Origin of the sequence: Kitasatospora sp. NPDC101155 (genome assembly GCF_044768305.1) — a bacterium.
In the GTDB taxonomy this organism is placed as follows: domain Bacteria; phylum Actinomycetota; class Actinomycetes; order Streptomycetales; family Streptomycetaceae; genus Kitasatospora.
Map to the genome: position 1 here is coordinate 17,657 of NZ_JBIWPN010000008.1, position 18,428 is coordinate 36,084.

Sequence of the window (18,428 nt, forward strand, 5' to 3'; positions counted from 1 at the left end):
CTTTGGAGGACTTCCCGTGCTTCTGGCCGATGAGAGCGTCGACGAGCTGCTGGCGCAGGACTTGGACACCTGGACCCGGCGCGTCGTCCGCCGCCACTTCGACCCGGTGGGCGGCAGCCCCTACTGGCTGCGCCGGGCGGCCGAGCTGCCGTTCCACCCGATGGACGTCACCCGCTATGAGGACCTGTGCGCCTTCGGGCCGTTCCCGATGGAGGAGCTGCGCGAGCTGGACCCGGCGGACCTGGTGCCGCAGGCCGTGCCGCGCCCGCTGGCCGGCAAGGTCTGGGAGTCCGGAGGTACCACGGGCAGCCCGTGCCGGGTCTTCTACACCGAGCCGATGCTGCGCAATCGGGCCACCTGGCTGCGCTGGGCGCTGCCGCGCGAGGGCTTCCAGCCCGGGCGCAGCTGGCTGCAGGCGACCCCGACCGGACCGCACCTGATCGGCCACCGGAGCTGGCACCTCGTGGAGCACTACGACTCCCGGGTGTACGGGGTGGACTTCGACCCCCGGTGGGTCAAGCGCCTCGTCCGGACCGGGCGGATGAAGGAGGCCCAGGAGTACACCGACCACGTCCTGGAGCAGATCGCCTCGATCCTGCGCAGCCAGCAGGTGGACTACCTGATGTCCACGCCGGCGCTGCTCCAGGCGCTGATCCGCAAGCAGCCGGAGCTGGTGGCCCGGCTGCGCGGGGTCCGGCTCAGCGGCACCCACGTCACCGCGGCCATGTACCGCTCGTTCACGGCGGCGATGCCGGACGGGGTGGTGGTCACCATGTACGGCAACACCTTCGGCAACGGGCTCGCCCTGCCAGTGGTCGGCGACGGCGAGCTGATCCCCTACCTGTCCACCTATCCGCAGGTCACCCACACCGTGGTGGACCCCGGGGACTGGACCCGCATGGTGGAGTACGGCCAGACCGGCCAGGTCCGGCTGACCGTGCTGCACGACGACCTGTTCTTGCCGAACATCCTTGAACGGGACGCGGCCGTCCGCCACGACGCCGGCGGCGCCTGGCCGTTGGACGCGGTCGCCAATGTGCGCCCGCTGCAGAACGCCCGGGCCGTGCCGGAGGGCATCTACTGAGCGCGCGGTGCCGGGTCCGGCCGGGGGACCCCTGGTGCGATCGGATCAGGAGGTCTGCCGCAGCAGCGCCTGGGAGAGCTGGTGGCGGTTCTGCACCTTCAGCTTCCGGTAGGCCCGGGTCAGGTGCTGCTCGACCGTGCTGGTCGCGATGTAGAGCTTGCGGGAGATCTCCCGGTTGCTGTGCCCCGCTGAGGCCAACTCGGCCACCCGGTACTCGGCACCGCTGAGGATCGCGGCCGGCTCCCTGGTTTCTTCGACCACGACCGACGGTTCGGGTTGGGCTCGCACCAGTTGCTCGGCCAGCGCCTGCTTGTTCGAGTGCGTGAGGACCGTGCCGCCGAGCCAGCCCATGGCCGTGGTGACCGAAGCATGGCCGGGTAGGAGCACTGACGGGGCGAACCCCCACTGATGCAGACGGCGGCCGCAGGCAAGGAAGTCTTCGAACGCCAGCTCCGCCCGGCCGGTTGCCAGATAGTGCTCTCCGCGGGCATATTGGTACATCAGCCCGAACCGGGTCTGGAACATCGCCGCCGGGACCGGCCGGGTCAGCCACTTCGCGGCCGTATCGTGGTCGCCGCGCGCAGTCGCGGCCCGGATCATGCTCGCCAGCGGCACGCCGGCGACCACGCCCCAACTCGGCAGCGGTATGCACGCCAACGCCATGTCCGCGAATTGCTCTGCCCGTTCCGGGTCCCCCTGCCGCAGGGCGATGTCCGAACGCACCGCAGCGAATCTCGCCTGCCAGGCGGGGGCGTTGAGTTCGGTCATCCGGACCAGGAGCAGATCGCACCAGGAGGCGGCCTGGCTGATGTGGTTCGAATAGGCCAGGGCGAGCACCGCAGATTCCACCGAATCGACGGTCCGGTCGTCCAGCGGGGTGTTCTGCAGGAACTGGTCGGCAAGCCGCGCCACGTCCGCGAATCTCCCCACCATCAAGGATTTCGCCAGCAGTAGTTCCGCCGGATCCGGTGCCGCCTGGGTCGACTGAAGGGTGGCGGGCAGCGACTCCGGCGGCAAGCGCGCGATCAAATCCGGATAGGAGACCTGGAGCCAGGCGAAGAATCCGGGCGAGGGCTCGCTGCTGCGCTGCACCAGCCGCTCAACGATGCTCACCCCCTCATCCATCCGGCCGTCCCAGAGCAGACCCCTGATCAACTCTTCGGTGCGGTAATCGGAAAGCTGACCGTCCTGCGCGGCCGCGATCAACTGGCTGTGCCGCCGGGCGGCCGTCATCGGCGAGACCCGCCATTCCGCCGCCGCCAGGTTCGCGGTTATCTCAGGGTGCGGCTCGGAATCCGCCGTGGTTCCGCCTGCCAATTGCAGGCATTGGATCGCGAAGGACACCTGTCCCTGCCCCAGCGCGGCTTCCGCCGCCTTACAGAGCACCTCGTCGGCCCACGGATCGCCGTGGTCGTTCGCGGCCAGCAGGAACTGGGCGACCGGAATCAGCGGCAGACCGCAGCTGTACGCGGTCGAGGCCGCCCGCAGGTGGAGCGAGGCGTGGTCCGCGGGGGTCATGTCGTTCAGCAGCGCCAGCCGGGCCCGCGGGTGCCGGAACCGCCCGTCCGCCAGGATCCCCGCCTGGGTGAGGGTCTCCATGACCTGGGCGACCGTAAAGGAGTTGACCGCGAGCAGCGCGGTGAGCAGCGTCGGCGTGGCGTGCTCGCCGAGCGCTGCCAGACCCCGCGCGACGTCGAGCGCGTGGTCCAGCGCACAGCGCCGGACGCACTCCAGGATGGCCCGCCCGTAGGCGCTCCCCGCGATCGGCCCCTCCGACTCGACGCCGGTGCCCAGGTTGTCCTCGATCAGCGCCCGGGCGAGCAGCGGGTTCCCTCCGCTGAATTCGTAGCAGGCCCGGCTCAGCCGGTGCCCGACCTGGGCCTCCAATCCGGAGTTGAGCAAGTCGGCGACCCCCGCCGGACTGAGCGGCGCCAGTGCTATCCGGGTGCTCAGCTTGCCGCGGAGCAACTCCGCCCGGAACTCCATGTAGCCACTGCTACCTTGCTCCTGGTCGGTGAAGAGCAGCAGCGTCGGAATCGATCGGAGCCGGCGCGAGAGCCAGAGGAAGAACTGCAACGACGCCGCATCGGCGTGGTGGATGTCGTCGACCCCGATCAGAACGATCCGATCGACCGCCAGTCTTGCCAGTACCGACGTGAGTTGCTGCAGCACCCGGTTGTCGAAGGGATCGTCCGCCTCCTCCAGGATCCCGCGCACCTCGTCCCGCAGCTCGAACGGCAGCGAGACGGGTTCGAAGAGCTGGGTCACCACACCAAGCGGAATATCCTGCTCCATCCGCGACCCGATGGCGCTGAGAAATAGCACGTCGTTTCCCACGGCATGCTCGGCGAGCATGTTCAGGAGTTCCGTCTTCCCGCTACTGATCGGCCCGCTGAGCACTGCCGCATGACCTGTTCCTTTTCTACTCGACGTGAGCAGGCGGTTCAATTCGGCGAAAACGCTTCCGCGTTCGATGAGCTGCATGACTACCCGTTCAATCAGTAAGTGTGCGAGCAAATTCCTACGGGACCGCCGGTCGGCATGGTCGCTCCACAGCATGGTGCGTCACCGTTCGCCGACTCACTGAAACTGAGAATGAGGATCCACTGGCGGACGATTTCTGTTGCGCTTTGCATCAGTTCGTGGTCAATCTTCATTTGCCTGGAAATCCCGAGGCCATGCACGATCCAAGCCTGCGGTATCTTTCTGGCATCCTGGCGAAAGATATGCCTGCACTGCGCAAGTCGCTGATCTACATCTCCCCCGAGCACAGTTGAGCAGCCTACCTCGTCATCGCCCTCCACGGGAGATCCGACTTTGGACCACCTCGCCACTAACCAGGGGCGATCAATCCTTGTCATGCTTCCACGACACTGCGCGCCTTCCGTACGAGACAGTTGATTGACCATCACATTCGATGCTTGACGCCGTCATCACTGGCCTTCGGGGGGAACACCCCGCCCCCGCTCTTCGCCAACGTGGCCACTGCACCCAGGGGCACCGTTCTTCTTCACCCGGGCGGTGTGTTCTGAGTCACCATCAGCGCGCCGTCCGGCCGGCGACCATGGGCGAAGTCCCACTGGTCGTCGGCCTCGACGGGGAGGGGGGCGCCGGACGGGATATTGTGGAGGAATTGTTCGATTGAGCGTCAGTTCCGGTGTCCGCCAGAACGGGACCAGCGGCAGCCGCCAACACTGCCTTGCCGAGAACCTCATCCGGCCTGCGGCGGGGGGCATCCCAGCATCCGCCACCCGGCCGACGCCGGGGCCGCTCTCACCAACTACCTCGTCGGCAGCCCCCAGCACCCCATCCCCCGCCGCTGGTAGCGGCCCTCACTATCAGGCCTCGCTCGTTACGCTTCCCTCCTCCGTCCACCCCGCTTGAGCGTCCGCGCCTCCACGCCGTCCCACGCCATGCGCAGCGCAGGCAGGAACTGCTCGCGGGTCAGACCGCCGTCCATGAAGCCGTTGCCGAAACCATGGAGCTGCCAGTCGAGCCTCGACGACGGCCGGTCGGGGGCAGTTCGGCGCCCCTCCGGTGGCGATCTCCTCCAACCATCGTGGACGTGTCCCCTGATTCACGTAGAGCCTTGAGCCGATTACCGGGGTGATGCCGCGGGAGTCGAATTCGCCCTCGAGTACGGCAAGGAAAGCGTTGTACCGATCCTGATGCTTCCGTGGGGTCTTGCCGCTCAACACCCACGCTGCCGCCAGCATCACTGGCAGCCGCCCCTCCAGGGCCCTTTGCACCTTCGCCCACAGCGCGACCTGCGCACCTGCCCACGGCCCCAAGGGCACCGCGTCGCGCGAGAGGCTGCCCGCGCCGGCCTGACCACTCGACAGTCCCACTTCCGGCATGCTCCGTCCTATCCTGACGTTCCGGGTCGCGCAGGAAGACTAAGCACACCCACTGACAGGACCGGGCGTATCCGCCCAACCGGCGAGCGCCGCCCGGCTCGCCTGATCGCGGGCGACGAAGCGACAGTCACAGCGCTGAGGCCGAAGCGTGCAGGCCGCCCAGCGCTAACCCACTTGACTCGCCAGAGACCCCACTGGTCACACAATCCATGGACAGATAGCATCATTACCATGCTATCCATGGCTAGCGCTGGAACGATTCTTTGATTCACAGGACGCGATGGAGCGTCACTGCGCTCTGAACATCCTCGCCGGCCCCCAGAGCTCGACCCGGACGACAGAGAGGGAATAGGGCCTCACTCCGCTGCCCGGGCCCGGTTCAGGACGTACGCGCCGCGTTCGATCGGCGCGGCGTAGGCGCAGATGGCCAGCCGCCACGGATCCAGTTCGTCCGTCACCATGCGCTCGACGGCCGCCAGGACCTCGCGCCGGACCTCGGGGCCCGGGTCGGACCAGAAGCAGAGCTGGGCCGCACTCCACAGGATCCGCAGCGCGAGCACCGGTTCCTCGGCGGCCATCTCCTGCGCCAGGGCCGTGAGCGAGAGGGCGCCGGAGGAGTGGCTGTGCAGCCCTTCGTCGCAGGCGCCGCGCAGCCACACCGCCCTGGCGTGCTGCTGCCGGGACAACCGGCCGGTCAGGGCCCGGTCCAGCAGCCTCGTCACGGTCTCCGGCCGGCCCGGTTCGGCGGCGAAATCGGCTGCCAGCAACAGGCGTTCGGCACGTCGGCCGACGTCCTCGCTGAGTGCGGCGGCCTGTTCCAGCGCGGTGACGGCCGCGGCGATGCCGCCGCGCCGGGCGGCCCGTCGCGCCGCGTCCTGCAGGGCGACGGCGACGGACTCGTCGGGGGTACCGGTGGCGGCGCGGTGCCGCACCTGCCGATCCGGCTGGCCTTCGAGCACCGCGGCGAGCGCGGCGTGCGCGGCGTGCCGGACGTCGGCCGCCATCGCCTGCTCGATCGCCGACCGCATCAGCGGATGTCCGAAGCGCAGCTCGGTCCCGACGACTTCGACCAGGCGGGCCCGGACGGCCGGCTCCAGGTCGGCCGCACCGACGGCCGCGCCCGTGAACACCCCGGTCGCACAGTAGATCTCCGGAAGTGAGGAGGCGTCATCCAGGGCGGCGACCTGCAGCAGGCTGCGGGTGGCCTCCGGCAGCATCCTGAGCCGGTCGGTGAAGGCGCGCTCGAGCCGCTCGGTGAGCGGGATCTCGGCGAGCTGCGGATCGGCGGCACCCACCGCGCTCGACAGTTCTGTCAGCGCCAGCGGATTGCCGGCCGCGGCGGCGAGCAGCCGCCGGTGGGCGGTGGGGCGCAAGTGCGGGACCCGGTCCGCGAGCAGCACGGTCGCCTCGTCGTCGGACAGCGGCTCGAGCAGCACGGTGGTCATCTCGTCGGGGTTCAGGCGTGACCGGTAGCCGTCCCGAGCGGCTCCCACCATCACCACCGGCTCGGTGCCGACTCGGCGCGCCATGAACGCCAGGATGCTGACGGTGGCGTCGTCGAGCCACTGCACGTCGTCGGCGAGCACCAGCACCGGGGCAACCGCCGCGGCGTCCGCGATCAGGTTGAGGGCCGCCAGGCCTACCAGGAAGACGTCCGGGATGTCAGCCTCGGCGTGCCCCTAGGCTGCGTCCAACGCCTGTCGGTGCGGCGCCGCGAGCTCCGACCTGCCGGCGGCCAGTGGGCGCAGCAGCAGCTGCAGGCCGGCGTAGGGGATGTCGCTCTCGGCCTCGACACCGCTGGTGCGCAGCACCCGGCACCCGCGGGCTTCGGCGAGGATGGCGGCTTCGGCGAGCAGAGCCGACTTCCCGATCCCGGCCGGGCCGCGGACCAACACGGCACTGCCCCGGCGCCGCGACTCGGACAGCAGCCGGGCCAGGAGGTTCAGCTGCGCTTGCCGGCCGACGAGCTCCACGGTCCTCCATCCAGTCGGTTCACTGGGGGCGGGCGTGCCCGAACGGTGATCCTACTGCGCCGCGCCGACGCCCCAGGGCCCTGCCACCGCCATTCCGAATCAGCCACCAACACCCGGTGTCAGTCGAGCAGATACGGGTGGCGGACGGGAATGTACTGGTCGTCGACCGGACCGGAGTGACGTTGCGATGCCCTCTCCGGACGGTGGGAGACCGAGCAGTCGGGTCCACAGCCGCTACCCGCGCACGGTGCGTGAATGCCCGGCCAGCTGCGGGCCGGTCGTCATCGCCCTGGAGGTCCGGCGCCTGTTCCGCAACGCCCCGGCTTGCGATCGCCGCACTTTCGTCGAGCAAGTGGAGCAGCCAAGCTTCAGCTCCGACAGCTCGCTGCGGCACGCCCAACCACTTGTGTGCGCCTCGCCGGCAGCAGCCGCGAGACCGCAGACACCCTCGGCTTCACCTGCCCATTGGAACCCGACTGAACCCGACCCCTCGGCACCGTCGGCCCCACTCTACGGAGCTGGGGCCGACGGTGGTGTGGAGCGCGCTCCGGCTCGCCACCGCATGCACCTGACGCCCTGCCAGGAGTGCCGCCCGCTTTCGACGAGGGCAGCTGCGGCTGCTTCATCGTCGCCCAACCCACCTGCCCCTGGCCAACTACCGGACCCTGCCAACGCGCACTTGACCGACGACAGATGCGTCAAGTGCGAACCCTCTGGCCAGAATCGTCGATTACAGCGAGCAACCATCCAATCCGTTGAAGTGATCAAGAAATCCGACATGCGGAAGAAATGGCTCACATAACCACCAGCCCACGGCACCGAGCAGTCTCCAGCGTCGCCATCGGGCCGTGAAACCGTGAGACGAATGTGAGAGGCGGGTTCCGGAGCACGCCGAAGGCCGCTCTCTCGCGAACGAGAAAACGGCCTCTGACCTGCGACAATGGAGCGAACTCCAGTCGGGACGACAGGATTTGAACCTGCGACCCCTTGACCCCCAGCGATCGAAAGGGTGTCCGACCAGTGTTCACCAGTCCGAATCCCGCAGGTCAGGGCCTACCTCGTCCACTACGCATGACGCCTGATGACACCTCATGACGCCCAGTCCGTGAGAAGCGCGTGAGAGGCGGCGATCGAGGGGAAGTTCGAGAGTGATCTGCCTCACACCCCCATGGTGGTCGAGCAGCGCCCCCGAAGTGACTCTTCTGTTCCCCGTCCTGGCGCGACCGACAGTCGACTCCAAGCCACGATGCGGCAATCATTACTGGTCAGTCGAAGTATCGCCAGCCCAGACCTACGAAACAGCGCACCATCCAGGGATCCCGCCCTGCAAACTGGCCACGCAGCTTAATTTCGTTTGGTGAGGTCGCGGGCAGTCTCCAAATACCCCAGCCGCGGCGAAAGGTGCTGTCGTCGGTCCACCGCTGCTGTAGTCACCGGCCACCCTTCCGGGCGGTGAACTCGCGAAGGCCAATGCTGCGCGATCAAGCAGGCCTACCCACCATCCGCCCACCGCGATCATCCTCGCGGCGTGTCTCCGGGCGCGTGTCCCGGCCAGTCGATCTTGCCGTGCTCCACGCCCCGCCCCGCACGCCCTGCCGCAACACCCACCACTCCCGCAACTCTGGACACGCCATCACCACTCGGTTCAAGGAGGAGCCCATGGCGCAGCGTCCCAGGCGTGGTCGGGTGTATCGGCGGTGCGGGTGCACAGACGGGAGCAGTGGGAAGCAGTTGGGTTCGTGGTGTCCGCGGCTGGCCGCCGACGCCACGCATGGCCGGTGGACGTATGCGGTGGATCTGGCGCCGGAGGACGGCATGCGCCGGACTCGGCGCCGGGGTGGGTTCGCCAGTCGGGCGGAGGCGGCCAGGGAGATGGCGCGGGTGTTGGATGCCGAGTACCGGGGCGTGTACGAGGACCGGACGCTGCGCGTCGGGCTGTTCCTGTACGAGTGGCTGGAGTCGAAGCGCCCGGCGCTGGCCCCGAACACCTGGACGGGCTATCGGGCATGAATTGAGCGTGACCTGGTCCCGGCGTTCGGCGGCATGCTGCTCGTCGACCTGCGGCCCAAGCACATCGACGCCTGGGTGAGCACGCAGCTCGCCGCCGGCCGCGGGCACACCACCGTTCACCACGCCGTGGCCATGCTTCGCAACGCCCTGAACCACGCGGTGCGGACGTGGCGGCTGCGCTACAACCCGGCCAAGCACTCCGTACCCGCCAAGCCCCGCGCCGCCGTACGCATCTGCTGGACCCCCGACGAGGCCGCGGCCTTCCTGCGGCACAACGCCGAGCACTACGCCGACCGGCTCACTGACCTGTTCGAGGTCATGCTCGGCACCGGCATGCGCCGCGGTGAGATCCTCGCCCTGCACTGGTCCGACGTGCACCTCATGGACCGCCAGCTCTACGTCCGCTGGACCCTGACCGCCGTGAACAACGGGACAATCCACCTCAGCGAGCCCAAGACCGAGGCCAGCCGCGCCTGGATCAGCCTCTCCCCCAGAGTCATGGCCGCCCTCCACCGTCAGGCAGACTTGCAGATGGCGGCCCACCCCGACGGTCGGCTCGAGGGCCTGGTCTTCGCCCGTCCGGCGGGCGAGCCCCTGCGCCCCCAGTGGGTCCTCGACCAGCTCCGTAAGCGCACCGCCGAACTCGACCTGCCGAAGATCGGCCTTCACGACCTTCGCCACACCGCGGCCAGCATCATGATCGCCGCCGGCATCCCCCTCGCCGTCGTCTCCAAAACCCTGCGCCACTCCAACCTCGCCATCACCGTCGACCTCTACGGCCAGCTCCTCAAAGACTCCGCCGACGAAGCCGTCACGGCACTCGCCGCCGCCCTCGACCGGGCAGACGCCGAGGTGGCCGGCCAGCCCGGTTCCGCCGTCGGCCACCGCTTCGGTAAGGCAGCGTGAGCAGTCCGGCATCAGGCCTTCATACCCGGCTGCTGATCGGCCACTTCCGGGCCGCTGGCGTGCGGTCGGCTTCCTCTTCGTCCGTGTCCGGCTGGAGGAGGTCAGGCAAGTCCCGTGCTGCCCAGTCCGGAAGGGCACCGCTGTTGGGGACCAGCACCAGGGTGCCCCATCGGAGGGTCTGAGTAACCTCCGCGAACGCGGGGCTGACCCGCGCAGCCTCCGTCCTGGCGGCATGGTCGGCGGGTACGGAATGCCCGGTCGGCCGCCGGGCAGTCCGGCGAGCGGGCTGCCGTGCACCAATCGGCCAGCGCCGACTCGCGCTTTCGGTTCGTCCGCCCTGGCCCTGCAGCCTCAGATGTCGGAGCCGTGGAGCAGGATAGGAGCGACAACTCATCTCCGGGGAGGGAGGCACGCCATGACCACCGACGGCCCCCGGCTGCCTGTGGAGTTCCTGCTCGCCGTCGCGGCCGAAGCCGAGCCCGAGTCCGCTGCGGCAACGATGGCCGCTGAACAGGCACACGGCATGGCCGAGACCAACGGCCGGCAGTACGGACAACTCCTCGAAGCACTTCTCAGGAGGCCGTACCGGGAGAAGGCCCCTGCCTGGCTCCTGGAGGCCGCAGTGACGAACGGCCTGCGGCAGGCAGCCGAGTCCGAGTATCTCCTCGGGACGACGACCGAGCTCCTGGCACTCGCCCTCGCCCACCCCGAATACGACGAGAGCATGCGGGCCGACGCCCTGCTGCGCTGCCTGGACAGTCTGCTCGGCGCCCTCGGCACCGCCGACCGACCAGCTGCTCTGTGCGCAGCCGTCGCCGCCGAGTTGCGTAGGAGGGTACCGCAACGGTCGTGCATGACACCCGGCCTGCTCAAGGAGCCGACGCCGGCGCAGCTGGCCCTGCGAACAGAACGACTTCACGACGACGTGTTCGACGTGGCCGTCGCTCTCCTCCCTGGGGAACCCGACTTCGGCCAGCCGGACGATGAGAGTTTCGATGCCTGGTCGGAGCGGATCAAGGAAGCGGTCGCGGCCTGGGAAACCATGTGGTCGATCGTGCTGAAACGCCATCCCGACCGGCACACCCAGCTGGTGGACTGGGGCGAGGACACCGCCGCACATCACGTCATCAGGGGTCAACTGCTCGGCAGCCTGCCCTGGGCGGTCGAACCGGCTCTGCTCAAGCGGATCGCCCTGGAAGATCTCGGCAACTTCACCCAGGCCATGACCGTGACCCGGGTCTGCCGGCACATCCTGGAAGGGTCCTCACCAGAGGAAGCCCGGGAGCGCTTCGCCGATGTCATCGGCGCACTCGGTGAGAACGACCGCAAGCGCCTCGACTTCTGCGTCGACGGCGGCGAACGCCGGGCCGCATGGGGCGCTCGTGCCGCCGTCTCCTGGGTTTCCGACGCAGCGAGCAGCAGGTGGCGCCTCCTGCTCAACCCCGCCGAGGCCAAGCCGTCGTACGGCGACCCCTACACCTGGCTGACGCCCGCAGGTGAACTCGCCGAGCTGGGGCGCCGCTTCGCCGATGTGGCCGTGCAGGCGCTCCAGACCTGGCAGTCGAACGACTTGCTCGGCATCAGCCAGGTAGCTGACCTCCGCTGGGTGCATGCCATGCTGATCCACCTGCCCGAGGTGACACCCGCCGTCAAGAAGACGGTGCAACTCATGGTCCGCGACGCCCACCGCAGCCATGCCCGGCCCCGGTCCTACGCCTACCGGGCGCAGGAGGACCACCGGCAGTTCACCGGACTCCTTGACGCGATCAGCCGGATCGTCGCCGACCCCCTCCCGCAGGCACCCGCCACCCGGCGCTCAGCCCTCGGCGATCCCGCGCAGGTGACGCCCCGGAGCCTGTCCGCCGTCACTCCGGAGGTCCTCGACGAGTACCTGGACCGGCACACCGGCGACGACCAACTCGTGGAGAAGGCCCTGCTGTCCTTCGCCTGGCGCAGCAGCCACCGACACGACCCGTCTTTCACCGATGTCCTCGCGCGCCACTCGGACCCTCAGCAGGCCGTCTACACCCTCACCCATGACCTGCGCAGCAGGCTCGGCGGCAACCCCGCCAACCGGGAAGCCTGGGCACAGCACATCCTTGCCCTGCCCGGCTGCCGCAGCGAGACCATCCTCGCGCTGCCCGCCTGGACGGCGCTCAAATCACGGGGAAGCCACTACGACCGCACACACCCCACCGTGCTCGCTCTCGTGGCCGACATGCTCGGAGACGACCACCAGGCCTGGCACCGACTCACCGACAGCCCGATCAGCAACTCCGGCCCCAACGCCTGGCTCCGCCTGGGAGACATCCTCAAAGCCGCCGCAGACGGCACCGATTGGCCGAAGCCACCAACTCCCCGATAACGGCCTCGCGCGCCACACGCCCGGGAAGGCCGACGCACCCGTAGTGCCCTGAGCGGGGCTGCCTGGCTGGGTTGGGGTATAGCACTTTCTCAACCTCTTCTTGATGATCTTCATCATCCGTGCGGGACTGCAGATTTTCGCCGATCACCCCCGGCTGTACTGGTGCGCATCCACCCTGAGCTCGTCACCGGGTTCCTCCTCATCGACGGGCTCACCGCTGGCGACGCCGCGGCAATCTGACGTCACCGGTCGCCGAGGGCCTGCGAGGACTTGCTCACCCTCGGGCCCGGGATGCCGCACCGCTGGAGCCGCCGCGCGGGCGGAAGACCACCCCGGCGCGCGCGAGCAGCCGGTGCACCGTCCCATAGGACTTGCCGTAGGCCTCGCCGATCTCGCGCAGGGAGGCACCGGCTGCGTACATCGTCCGCATGTCGCGCGTCAGTTCCTCGCGATCCTGCTCGGTCTCGTCGCTTTCGGACATCGCGGTGACGTTCCCCTTTCTCACGGTCGCCGGTCGGACCGGCCGGGTATCAGCTGACGCTGTGCGGTGCCGGGTCGCCGTCGCTACTCGGGTTGGGCAATGAGGCAGAAGCCGGTGACGAGTTCAGGACTGATCCGCACGACGTAGTGCATGGCAGCGTCCACCCAGGGAGTGACCAACTGCTCGTAGCGCTGTACCTCGGCCGGATCGGTGACCAGTTGGGCGTAGTCGGTGGCGACGACGCTCCAGCCGAGGCGGGTGTCGGGGTCGATGGCGTCGGCCTCGTAGGCTACGACCGGGCAGGGGGCGTCCGGTCCGGTCGCGACGGCGGTCAGTGCGGCGCCGTCGTGGGTACGGATGATGATCGCGCCGTCGACGACCACGTGGTTGACCGGGCGGATGGCCGGCAGGGCGCCCTTGGTGAAGACGACCCAGCCCAGCGGGACGGCGGTGAGCAGGCGCAGGCACTCCGCCCTCTCCAGCGCGGCCATGTGCCGAGCCGGGGCCGCCTGCTGGCGGGCCATGATGAGTCGGCGGACCGCTTCGTCGTTCATGACCGGCCCGCGATCAGGCCGAGGTGTCCGTCGTAGCGGCGGTACAGCACGCGGCCGCGCCCGCTGTCCGGGGCGGCGTAGAACAGGAACGGCAGGTCGGCGGCCTCCAGCCGTGCCACGGCCTGTTCGGCGCTCAGCCGACGGGCACCGTGGGGGCTGAGCGTCAGCGGGACGGCGCAGCGGCTCGGCGGAGCGGCGGTGGTGCGGGCGAGCCGGTAGCCGGTCGGCCCGGTGCGGTAGACGACGGCGTCCGTCTCGGTGGCCGGATCGATGAACAGGTGGATGTCGTAGTCCATCGCGTCCAGGGTCCGTACTGCGGCCTCCGGTGAACACCACACCAGCGACGGGGACTTGACGCGGGTGATCTGCCGGTCCCGGGACGACGCGACCGCGCCGGCGAGCTCGGCAGGCGGGCCGGGCTGGGGCCAGGGCTGGGGTTTCCAGGTGCCGTTGACCGCCGCGATACGTCGGCGGAGCTGCTCGCCGATCCGGTCCACCGCCTTGGCGAAGCCCTGCGAGGTCTCCTGGACCCGGACCCGCCGACCGTCCACCTCGGCGTTCACCTGCGCCAGCACGCCCGATCCGGTGGCCGACAGCCTGACCTTCAGCGCCTCGACCAGCGCGTTGGCCCCCTGGGCGGCCGCCGCGATCCTGGCCCGTCCCTCGGCCAACACCTCACGCGGAACCCTTCCGACCGCCACCACCGCGACCTCCGCGCTCACGTCCGATCTCCTCCTGCTGATGCCTGCGGGCCCCTTGCCCGGCTGCAGCGCAACAACGGTGCAGGCGGGCACTTCCCGTGACCAGGGCCCAACGGCCCCATTGCCGGGTGACGGCGGCGCGCTTGCTGTTGACGCCGGGCTCCCGCCGGGACACAGCGGATGGAGCCCCTCAGCAGAAGATCGTCTCCCTGGCGTCGTCGCCGCGAACCGCGTCCACTGGGCCGGGGGCGCCTGCCAGGGGGTCACCGGCCTCCGGCTCACGGGCGCTACTGCCGCTCCAGGCCCCTTCTTCCGGGCAGATGGCAGCAGCTCTCTCGCGGCCTCGGCGGCCGGTGACGGCGTCGTCCATCGGTGACCTCGCGGTGTGCCTCGGCGGGACGTGGGAGAGCGCGTTTCCTCGAGACCGGCGGGGCCGCCCCGGCGTCGGTTCCAGGGCGGCCCCCGGCGGCAGCACGCTTCCGGTGGGCTGTCGCATGACGACCTTAGCAGTTGCTAACATTATCAATTGCATGCATGGCCAGGAGGAGGAATGCGTATCTCACCGCAGTGCCGCACGGCGGCGCCGTCCGCTCCGTACCCGGTACGGGCAGTGGTGGTGTGCCGCCATGTGCCGGGTGGGCGCGGCCCGTGCGGGTGCTGCGGGCGCTCTTCTCTTCTGGCCGTCCCTGCTGGTCGCGAGGGGTGCATGCCCGCTCGCCGCCGCCCCTGGAGTTGTGCCCGGGGGCGGCGGCGAGCATGCAGTGGGAGTTCGCGACGCAGCGCGACGTGGGCGTGATGACACTGACCGGGTTCCTCGGTCAGGACGCGACGCACCGTTTCCAGGGGGCGTTCGACTGGGCCGTCGCCCGTTGCTCCGGTCCGCTGGTGGTCGACATGACGGCGCTGATCGGCTGGAACTGCTCGGGCGAGGACGCGATCCTCGACGCCACCGGCCGCCTGTCGGCCGACCGCGGCCCGCTGGCGGTGTGCGGCCTCGGGGAACGCGGCGCCCATGTCCTGGCGACGGCCGCCGCCCTGTCCGTGATCCGGGTGTTCCCGGACCTCGATACGGCCGTCGCCGCCCTCGCGGCGTCCTGACCGGCCCGAACAGCCGAGTCGATCATCCGGTTGCTAAAGTCAACCCTGGAAAGAATGCTGTGCCCGATGGAGACGGTGACGACGTGAACGCCGGAACGCCCACCCCGCCTCGCGTGATGGGCGCGCCGCTGTACCAGTTGAAGGCGGAGTTCTTCAAGACGCTGGGGCATCCCGCGCGGATCCGCGTCCTGGAACTGCTGAGCGAGCGTGAGTACGCCGTCGCCGAGATGCTGCCCGAGGTCGGCATCGAGGCCTCGCACCTGTCCCAGCAGCTCGCCGTCCTGCGCCGTTCCAACCTGGTCGCCACCCGCCGGGAAGGCTCCACCGTCTACTACCGCCTCACCAATCCCCAGGTGGCGGAGCTCCTGCGGGTCGCGCGCACCATCCTCAGCGGCGTCATCAGCGACCAGGCCGAACTCCTCAACGGCCTGCGCGCCGAGCCCGAGCATCCCACCCGGGGCTGAACCGGCCGCCCCTGCCGTGTGCCCGGCCTCGGACGCCCAGTTGCGCGTCGATGCGCCGCACGTGGTGGCGGGCCATGGCGAGGTCCGCCCGGGCGCGGTCGAGGACCAGCTAGAGGAACAGGTCCTTCCCGCCGGGCGACGTGAGCGGACGCACCAGGTGGTACTGGTGGGTGAGCGTGGTCAGGCTGTCCTCCAGCACCTCCCCGTGCAGCCCGAGGGCTTCCGCCGCCCGCTGATGTGCGCGGACGACGTCGGTGGTGCCGGCCGCGGCGAGCTGCAGGTCCAGGCCCGCGGAATCCCCGACCGCGCCGAGCGCCATCCCGCTCGTGGAGTCGACCAGGGCCGCGCCGAGCGCCCCGTCGATCGCCATCGCGTCCTTGAGCGCGCCGTCGATGCCTGCCATCCGGAAGTCCTCCCGACTGTTTCGCGTCGCGGCCGGCCCTTCGCGCCGACCGCGCACCGAGCGTAGGCAGCCGGCACCGTCTCAACAGCCCGGTGATCGCTACTGATCACAAGAGATCACCACTGTCGTAATCCATCACATGCGAAACAAGCGATTTGAAAAATTCTTCATGTTCATACATGCTGGCGTGCTGTTGGATCGGCACAAGGTGCGTCCGGTGTCGTGCCGGCGACCGGGGAGGGTGGTCGTGACCGCGGTGTTCGACGAGGAGCTGCGCGAGCAGCTGGCCCAGGCCCGCCAGGCCCTGAACCAAGCCCGCGAGCGCGGGGACGACGACGGTGCCCAGGCGTATGCCGGGCGCGTCGCGGGTCTGCTGCGGATCGCGGCCGACCACGGCATCGACGTCCCGCGCACCGCCGAGGAAGCGGAGCAAGGAGAGAGCTGAGACATGGCCGTCCCGCTGTACCAGGCGAAGGCGGAGTTCTTCCGCACCTTGGGCCACCCGGTGCGCATCCGGGTTCTGGAGCTGTTGCAGGACGGCCCGCTGCCGGTGCGCGATCTGCTCGCTGCTCTGGACATCGAGGCGTCCAGCCTCTCGCAGCAGCTCGCGGTGCTGCGCCGCACCAACCTGGTCACCGCCACCCGGGAGGGAAACACGGTGGTCTACGCGCTCAGCACGCCGGACGTCGCCGGGCTGCTGCGTGCGGCCCGCCGCATCCTCGGCGAGATGATCACCGACCAGCGCCAGCTCCTCAACGAGCTGACCGCGACCACCGCCGCCGTCAGGGAGGTCCGGGCATGAGTGCCGCCCACGCCGTCCTCGACCGGGTGCGTTCCGTCCTGCCCAACCGGCAGATCCTCGCCACCATGGGCCGCTCGCCGCGCAAGGACCTGCTCTCCGGCCTCACGGTGGCGATCGTCGCCCTGCCGCTGGCCCTCGGCTTCGGCATCTCCTCCGGCGCGGGCGCCGAGGCGGGCCTGGCCACCGCCGTCATCGCCGGTGCGCTCGCCGCCGTCTTCGGTGGCTCCAACCTCCAGGTGTCCGGGCCGACCGGTGCCATGACCGTCGTCCTGGTCCCGATCGTCGCCCGCTACGGCACCGGCGGTGTGCTCACCGTCGGGCTGCTGGCTGGCGTCATCCTGGTCGCGCTGGCGCTGGTACGGGCGGGGCGCTGGATGGCGTACGTCCCCGTCCCGGTCGTCGAGGGCTTCACCGTCGGCATCGCCGGCGTCATCGCGCTCCAGCAGGTGCCCGGCGCCCTCGGAGTGAAGAAGCCCGACGGCGACAACCCGGCCGTCGTCGCGGCCAAGGCCGTACACGACTTCGCCTCCGCACCGCACTGGGCGGCGCTCGCGCTCGCCCTGGGCGTCGCGGCCGTGATGCTCGTCGGCGTGCGGCTGAAGCCGTCCCTGCCGTTCTCCCTCATCGCCGTCATCGCCGCGACCGTCACCGCCAAGCTCGCCGAACTGCCGGTGGCCACCATCGGCCACCTGCCCGCCGGACTGCCCATGCCCTCGCTGGGCTTCCTGGACCTCTCCGCCGTACCCGCACTGCTCCCCTCCGCCCTCGCCGTGGCGGCACTGGCCGCCCTGGAGTCGCTGATGTCCGCGACCGCCGCCGACGCCATGAGCGTCTCGGAGCGCCACGACAGCAACCGCGAACTCTTCGGCCAGGGCCTGGCCAACCTCGCCGCCCCGCTGTTCGGCGGCGTCGCCGCCACCGGCGCGATCGCCCGCACCGCCGTCAACGTCCGCTCCGGCGCCGCCTCCCGCCTCGCCGCCCTCGTCCACGCCGCCGTCCTGGCGGTGATCGTCTTCGCCGCCGCGCCGCTCGTCTCGGGAATCCCGCTCGCCGCCCTGGCCGGCGTGCTCATCGCCACCGCCGTCCGCATGGTCGAGGTCGGCTCGCTGCGCGCGCTCGCCCGCACCGGACTTGGCGAGGCCGCGGTCCTGGCCCTCACCGCCACCGCCACCCTCGCCTTCGACCTGGTCACCGCCGTCGTGGTCGGCCTGCTCGTCTCCGGCGTCCTGGCGCTCGCCGCAGTCGCCAAGGCGGCCCGCGTCGAGCAGGTCCCGCTACACGCCGACCTGCCCCCGGCCGACCACCACGACGAAGAACAGTCGCTGCTCGCCGAGCACATCGTCGCCTACCGCATCGACGGCCCACTGCTGTTCGCCGCCGCCCACCGCTTCCTGCTGGAACTCACCGAATCCGCCCAGGTCAAGGTCGCGATCCTGCGGATGTCCCGGGTCAGCGCCGTCGACGCCAGCGGCGCCACCGTCCTCGGCGACGCCATCACCAAACTGCAGCGCCGCGGCACCCTCGTGCTCGTCTCCGGCATCCGCGACGAACACCACCGACCCCTCGACGCCCTCGGCACACTCGACCGGCTCCGCGCGGACGGCCACGTGTTCGCCACCACCCCGGACGCCATCGCCTACGCCCGCAACCACCTGCACGACCAGACCGAGTCCACTGCTCTCCCCCTCGCCGCAGGAGCAGCCCGTTGACCCGAGCCGAGGCGCCATGGT

The 18,428-nt window shown here is 69.9% G+C and carries 16 protein-coding genes and 1 pseudogene; 10 read left to right on the plus strand and 7 right to left on the minus strand.

Annotation, left to right across the window (positions count from 1 at the left end):
* The first annotated feature begins 16 nt into the window (after positions 1 to 16).
* The gene (locus ACIRYZ_RS14160; RefSeq protein WP_402943456.1) at positions 17 to 1,084 is read left to right on the plus strand and encodes an arylcarboxylate reductase; all 1,068 of its coding nucleotides are present in this window, start codon (positions 17 to 19) and stop codon (positions 1,082 to 1,084) included.
* 45 nt (positions 1,085 to 1,129) lie between these two features.
* On the opposite strand, the gene ACIRYZ_RS14165 is transcribed toward ACIRYZ_RS14160, so the two are convergent.
* Complete coding sequence (locus ACIRYZ_RS14165) at positions 1,130 to 3,568, minus strand: AAA family ATPase (RefSeq protein WP_402943459.1); 2,439 nt, start codon at positions 3,566 to 3,568, stop codon at positions 1,130 to 1,132.
* A gap of 158 nt (positions 3,569 to 3,726) precedes the next feature.
* Here ACIRYZ_RS14165 and ACIRYZ_RS14170 point away from each other — a divergent pair, with 158 nt between their 5' ends.
* On the plus strand, positions 3,727 to 3,861 hold the full coding sequence (locus tag ACIRYZ_RS14170; RefSeq protein WP_402943462.1) for a hypothetical protein: 135 nt from the start codon (positions 3,727 to 3,729) through the stop codon (positions 3,859 to 3,861).
* Between the two features lie 1,436 nt (positions 3,862 to 5,297).
* Here the strand turns inward: ACIRYZ_RS14170 and ACIRYZ_RS14175 are convergent.
* Positions 5,298 to 6,533 (minus strand): hypothetical protein, encoded by a 1,236-nt coding sequence (locus ACIRYZ_RS14175; RefSeq protein WP_402943465.1) that lies wholly within the window; start codon positions 6,531 to 6,533, stop codon positions 5,298 to 5,300.
* An 87-nt stretch (positions 6,534 to 6,620) separates the two neighbouring features.
* On the minus strand, positions 6,621 to 6,914 hold the full coding sequence (locus tag ACIRYZ_RS14180; protein WP_402943467.1) for an AAA family ATPase: 294 nt from the start codon (positions 6,912 to 6,914) through the stop codon (positions 6,621 to 6,623).
* A 1,881-nt stretch (positions 6,915 to 8,795) separates the two neighbouring features.
* Between ACIRYZ_RS14180 and ACIRYZ_RS14185 the strand changes: the two genes are divergently transcribed.
* The 3 genes from ACIRYZ_RS14185 (at position 8,796) to ACIRYZ_RS14195 (ending at position 12,195) form a co-directional block, all read left to right on the plus strand.
* Positions 8,796 to 8,924: a hypothetical protein gene (locus tag ACIRYZ_RS14185; protein ID WP_402943470.1), complete on the plus strand. Its 129-nt coding sequence runs from the start codon at positions 8,796 to 8,798 to the stop codon at positions 8,922 to 8,924.
* 33 nt (positions 8,925 to 8,957) lie between these two features.
* Positions 8,958 to 9,830 carry a tyrosine-type recombinase/integrase gene (locus ACIRYZ_RS14190; RefSeq protein ID WP_402943472.1) on the plus strand — a complete coding sequence of 291 codons (873 nt, stop codon included), beginning with the start codon at positions 8,958 to 8,960 and terminating at the stop codon, positions 9,828 to 9,830.
* Positions 9,831 to 10,245: 415 nt separating this feature from the next.
* Positions 10,246 to 12,195, plus strand: coding sequence for a hypothetical protein (locus tag ACIRYZ_RS14195; protein ID WP_402943475.1), 1,950 nt, complete (start codon positions 10,246 to 10,248; stop codon positions 12,193 to 12,195).
* Positions 12,196 to 12,469: 274 nt separating this feature from the next.
* On the opposite strand, the gene ACIRYZ_RS14200 is transcribed toward ACIRYZ_RS14195, so the two are convergent.
* The 3 genes from ACIRYZ_RS14200 to ACIRYZ_RS14210 form a co-directional block, all read right to left on the minus strand.
* Complete coding sequence (locus tag ACIRYZ_RS14200) at positions 12,470 to 12,676, minus strand: helix-turn-helix domain-containing protein (protein ID WP_402943478.1); 207 nt, start codon at positions 12,674 to 12,676, stop codon at positions 12,470 to 12,472.
* An 83-nt stretch (positions 12,677 to 12,759) separates the two neighbouring features.
* Positions 12,760 to 13,230 carry a pyridoxamine 5'-phosphate oxidase family protein gene (locus ACIRYZ_RS14205; RefSeq protein ID WP_402943481.1) on the minus strand — a complete coding sequence of 157 codons (471 nt, stop codon included), beginning with the start codon at positions 13,228 to 13,230 and terminating at the stop codon, positions 12,760 to 12,762.
* Positions 13,227 to 13,952 carry a sigma 54 modulation/S30EA ribosomal C-terminal domain-containing protein gene (locus ACIRYZ_RS14210; RefSeq protein ID WP_402943483.1) on the minus strand — a complete coding sequence of 242 codons (726 nt, stop codon included), beginning with the start codon at positions 13,950 to 13,952 and terminating at the stop codon, positions 13,227 to 13,229. Before ACIRYZ_RS14210 ends, ACIRYZ_RS14205 begins: the two co-directional genes overlap by 4 nt.
* A 735-nt stretch (positions 13,953 to 14,687) precedes the next feature.
* On the opposite strand from ACIRYZ_RS14210, the gene ACIRYZ_RS14215 reads away from it, so the two are divergent.
* Both ACIRYZ_RS14215 and ACIRYZ_RS14220 read left to right on the plus strand, forming a co-directional pair.
* Positions 14,688 to 15,029: an STAS domain-containing protein gene (locus tag ACIRYZ_RS14215; protein ID WP_402943486.1), complete on the plus strand. Its 342-nt coding sequence runs from the start codon at positions 14,688 to 14,690 to the stop codon at positions 15,027 to 15,029.
* Positions 15,030 to 15,145: 116 nt separating this feature from the next.
* Positions 15,146 to 15,493 (plus strand): ArsR/SmtB family transcription factor, encoded by a 348-nt coding sequence (locus ACIRYZ_RS14220; protein ID WP_402944036.1) that lies wholly within the window; start codon positions 15,146 to 15,148, stop codon positions 15,491 to 15,493.
* A 31-nt stretch (positions 15,494 to 15,524) separates the two neighbouring features.
* On the opposite strand, the pseudogene ACIRYZ_RS14225 reads toward ACIRYZ_RS14220, so the two are convergent.
* A pseudogene (locus ACIRYZ_RS14225) lies at positions 15,525 to 15,896 on the minus strand (hypothetical protein); the annotation flags it as partial.
* Positions 15,897 to 16,143: 247 nt separating this feature from the next.
* Here ACIRYZ_RS14225 and ACIRYZ_RS14230 point away from each other — a divergent pair.
* Genes ACIRYZ_RS14230 through ACIRYZ_RS14240 form a run of 3 tightly spaced genes read left to right on the plus strand, consistent with a single transcriptional unit; the run spans position 16,144 to position 18,407 of the window.
* Positions 16,144 to 16,341, plus strand: a complete 198-nt coding sequence (locus tag ACIRYZ_RS14230) for a hypothetical protein (RefSeq protein WP_402943488.1) — start codon at positions 16,144 to 16,146, stop codon at positions 16,339 to 16,341.
* A gap of 3 nt (positions 16,342 to 16,344) precedes the next feature.
* Positions 16,345 to 16,698, plus strand: a complete 354-nt coding sequence (locus ACIRYZ_RS14235; RefSeq protein WP_402943490.1) for an ArsR/SmtB family transcription factor — start codon at positions 16,345 to 16,347, stop codon at positions 16,696 to 16,698.
* Positions 16,695 to 18,407, plus strand: coding sequence for a SulP family inorganic anion transporter (locus ACIRYZ_RS14240; RefSeq protein WP_402943493.1), 1,713 nt, complete (start codon positions 16,695 to 16,697; stop codon positions 18,405 to 18,407). Before ACIRYZ_RS14235 ends, ACIRYZ_RS14240 begins: the two co-directional genes overlap by 4 nt.
* Positions 18,408 to 18,428: the final 21 nt, after the last annotated feature.

Coding starts and splice junctions, on each gene's coding strand:
- ACIRYZ_RS14195 (WP_402943475.1), top strand. CDS start 10,246: ATGACCACCGACGGCCCCCGGCTGCCTGTGGAGTTCCTGCTCGCCGTC.
- ACIRYZ_RS14200 (WP_402943478.1), bottom strand. CDS start 12,676: ATGTCCGAAAGCGACGAGACCGAGCAGGATCGCGAGGAACTGACGCGC.
- ACIRYZ_RS14235 (WP_402943490.1), top strand. CDS start 16,345: ATGGCCGTCCCGCTGTACCAGGCGAAGGCGGAGTTCTTCCGCACCTTG.
- ACIRYZ_RS14190 (WP_402943472.1), top strand. CDS start 8,958: ATGCTGCTCGTCGACCTGCGGCCCAAGCACATCGACGCCTGGGTGAGC.
- ACIRYZ_RS14240 (WP_402943493.1), top strand. CDS start 16,695: ATGAGTGCCGCCCACGCCGTCCTCGACCGGGTGCGTTCCGTCCTGCCC.
- ACIRYZ_RS14165 (WP_402943459.1), bottom strand. CDS start 3,568: ATGCAGCTCATCGAACGCGGAAGCGTTTTCGCCGAATTGAACCGCCTG.
- ACIRYZ_RS14215 (WP_402943486.1), top strand. CDS start 14,688: ATGCAGTGGGAGTTCGCGACGCAGCGCGACGTGGGCGTGATGACACTG.
- ACIRYZ_RS14220 (WP_402944036.1), top strand. CDS start 15,146: ATGGGCGCGCCGCTGTACCAGTTGAAGGCGGAGTTCTTCAAGACGCTG.
- ACIRYZ_RS14205 (WP_402943481.1), bottom strand. CDS start 13,230: ATGAACGACGAAGCGGTCCGCCGACTCATCATGGCCCGCCAGCAGGCG.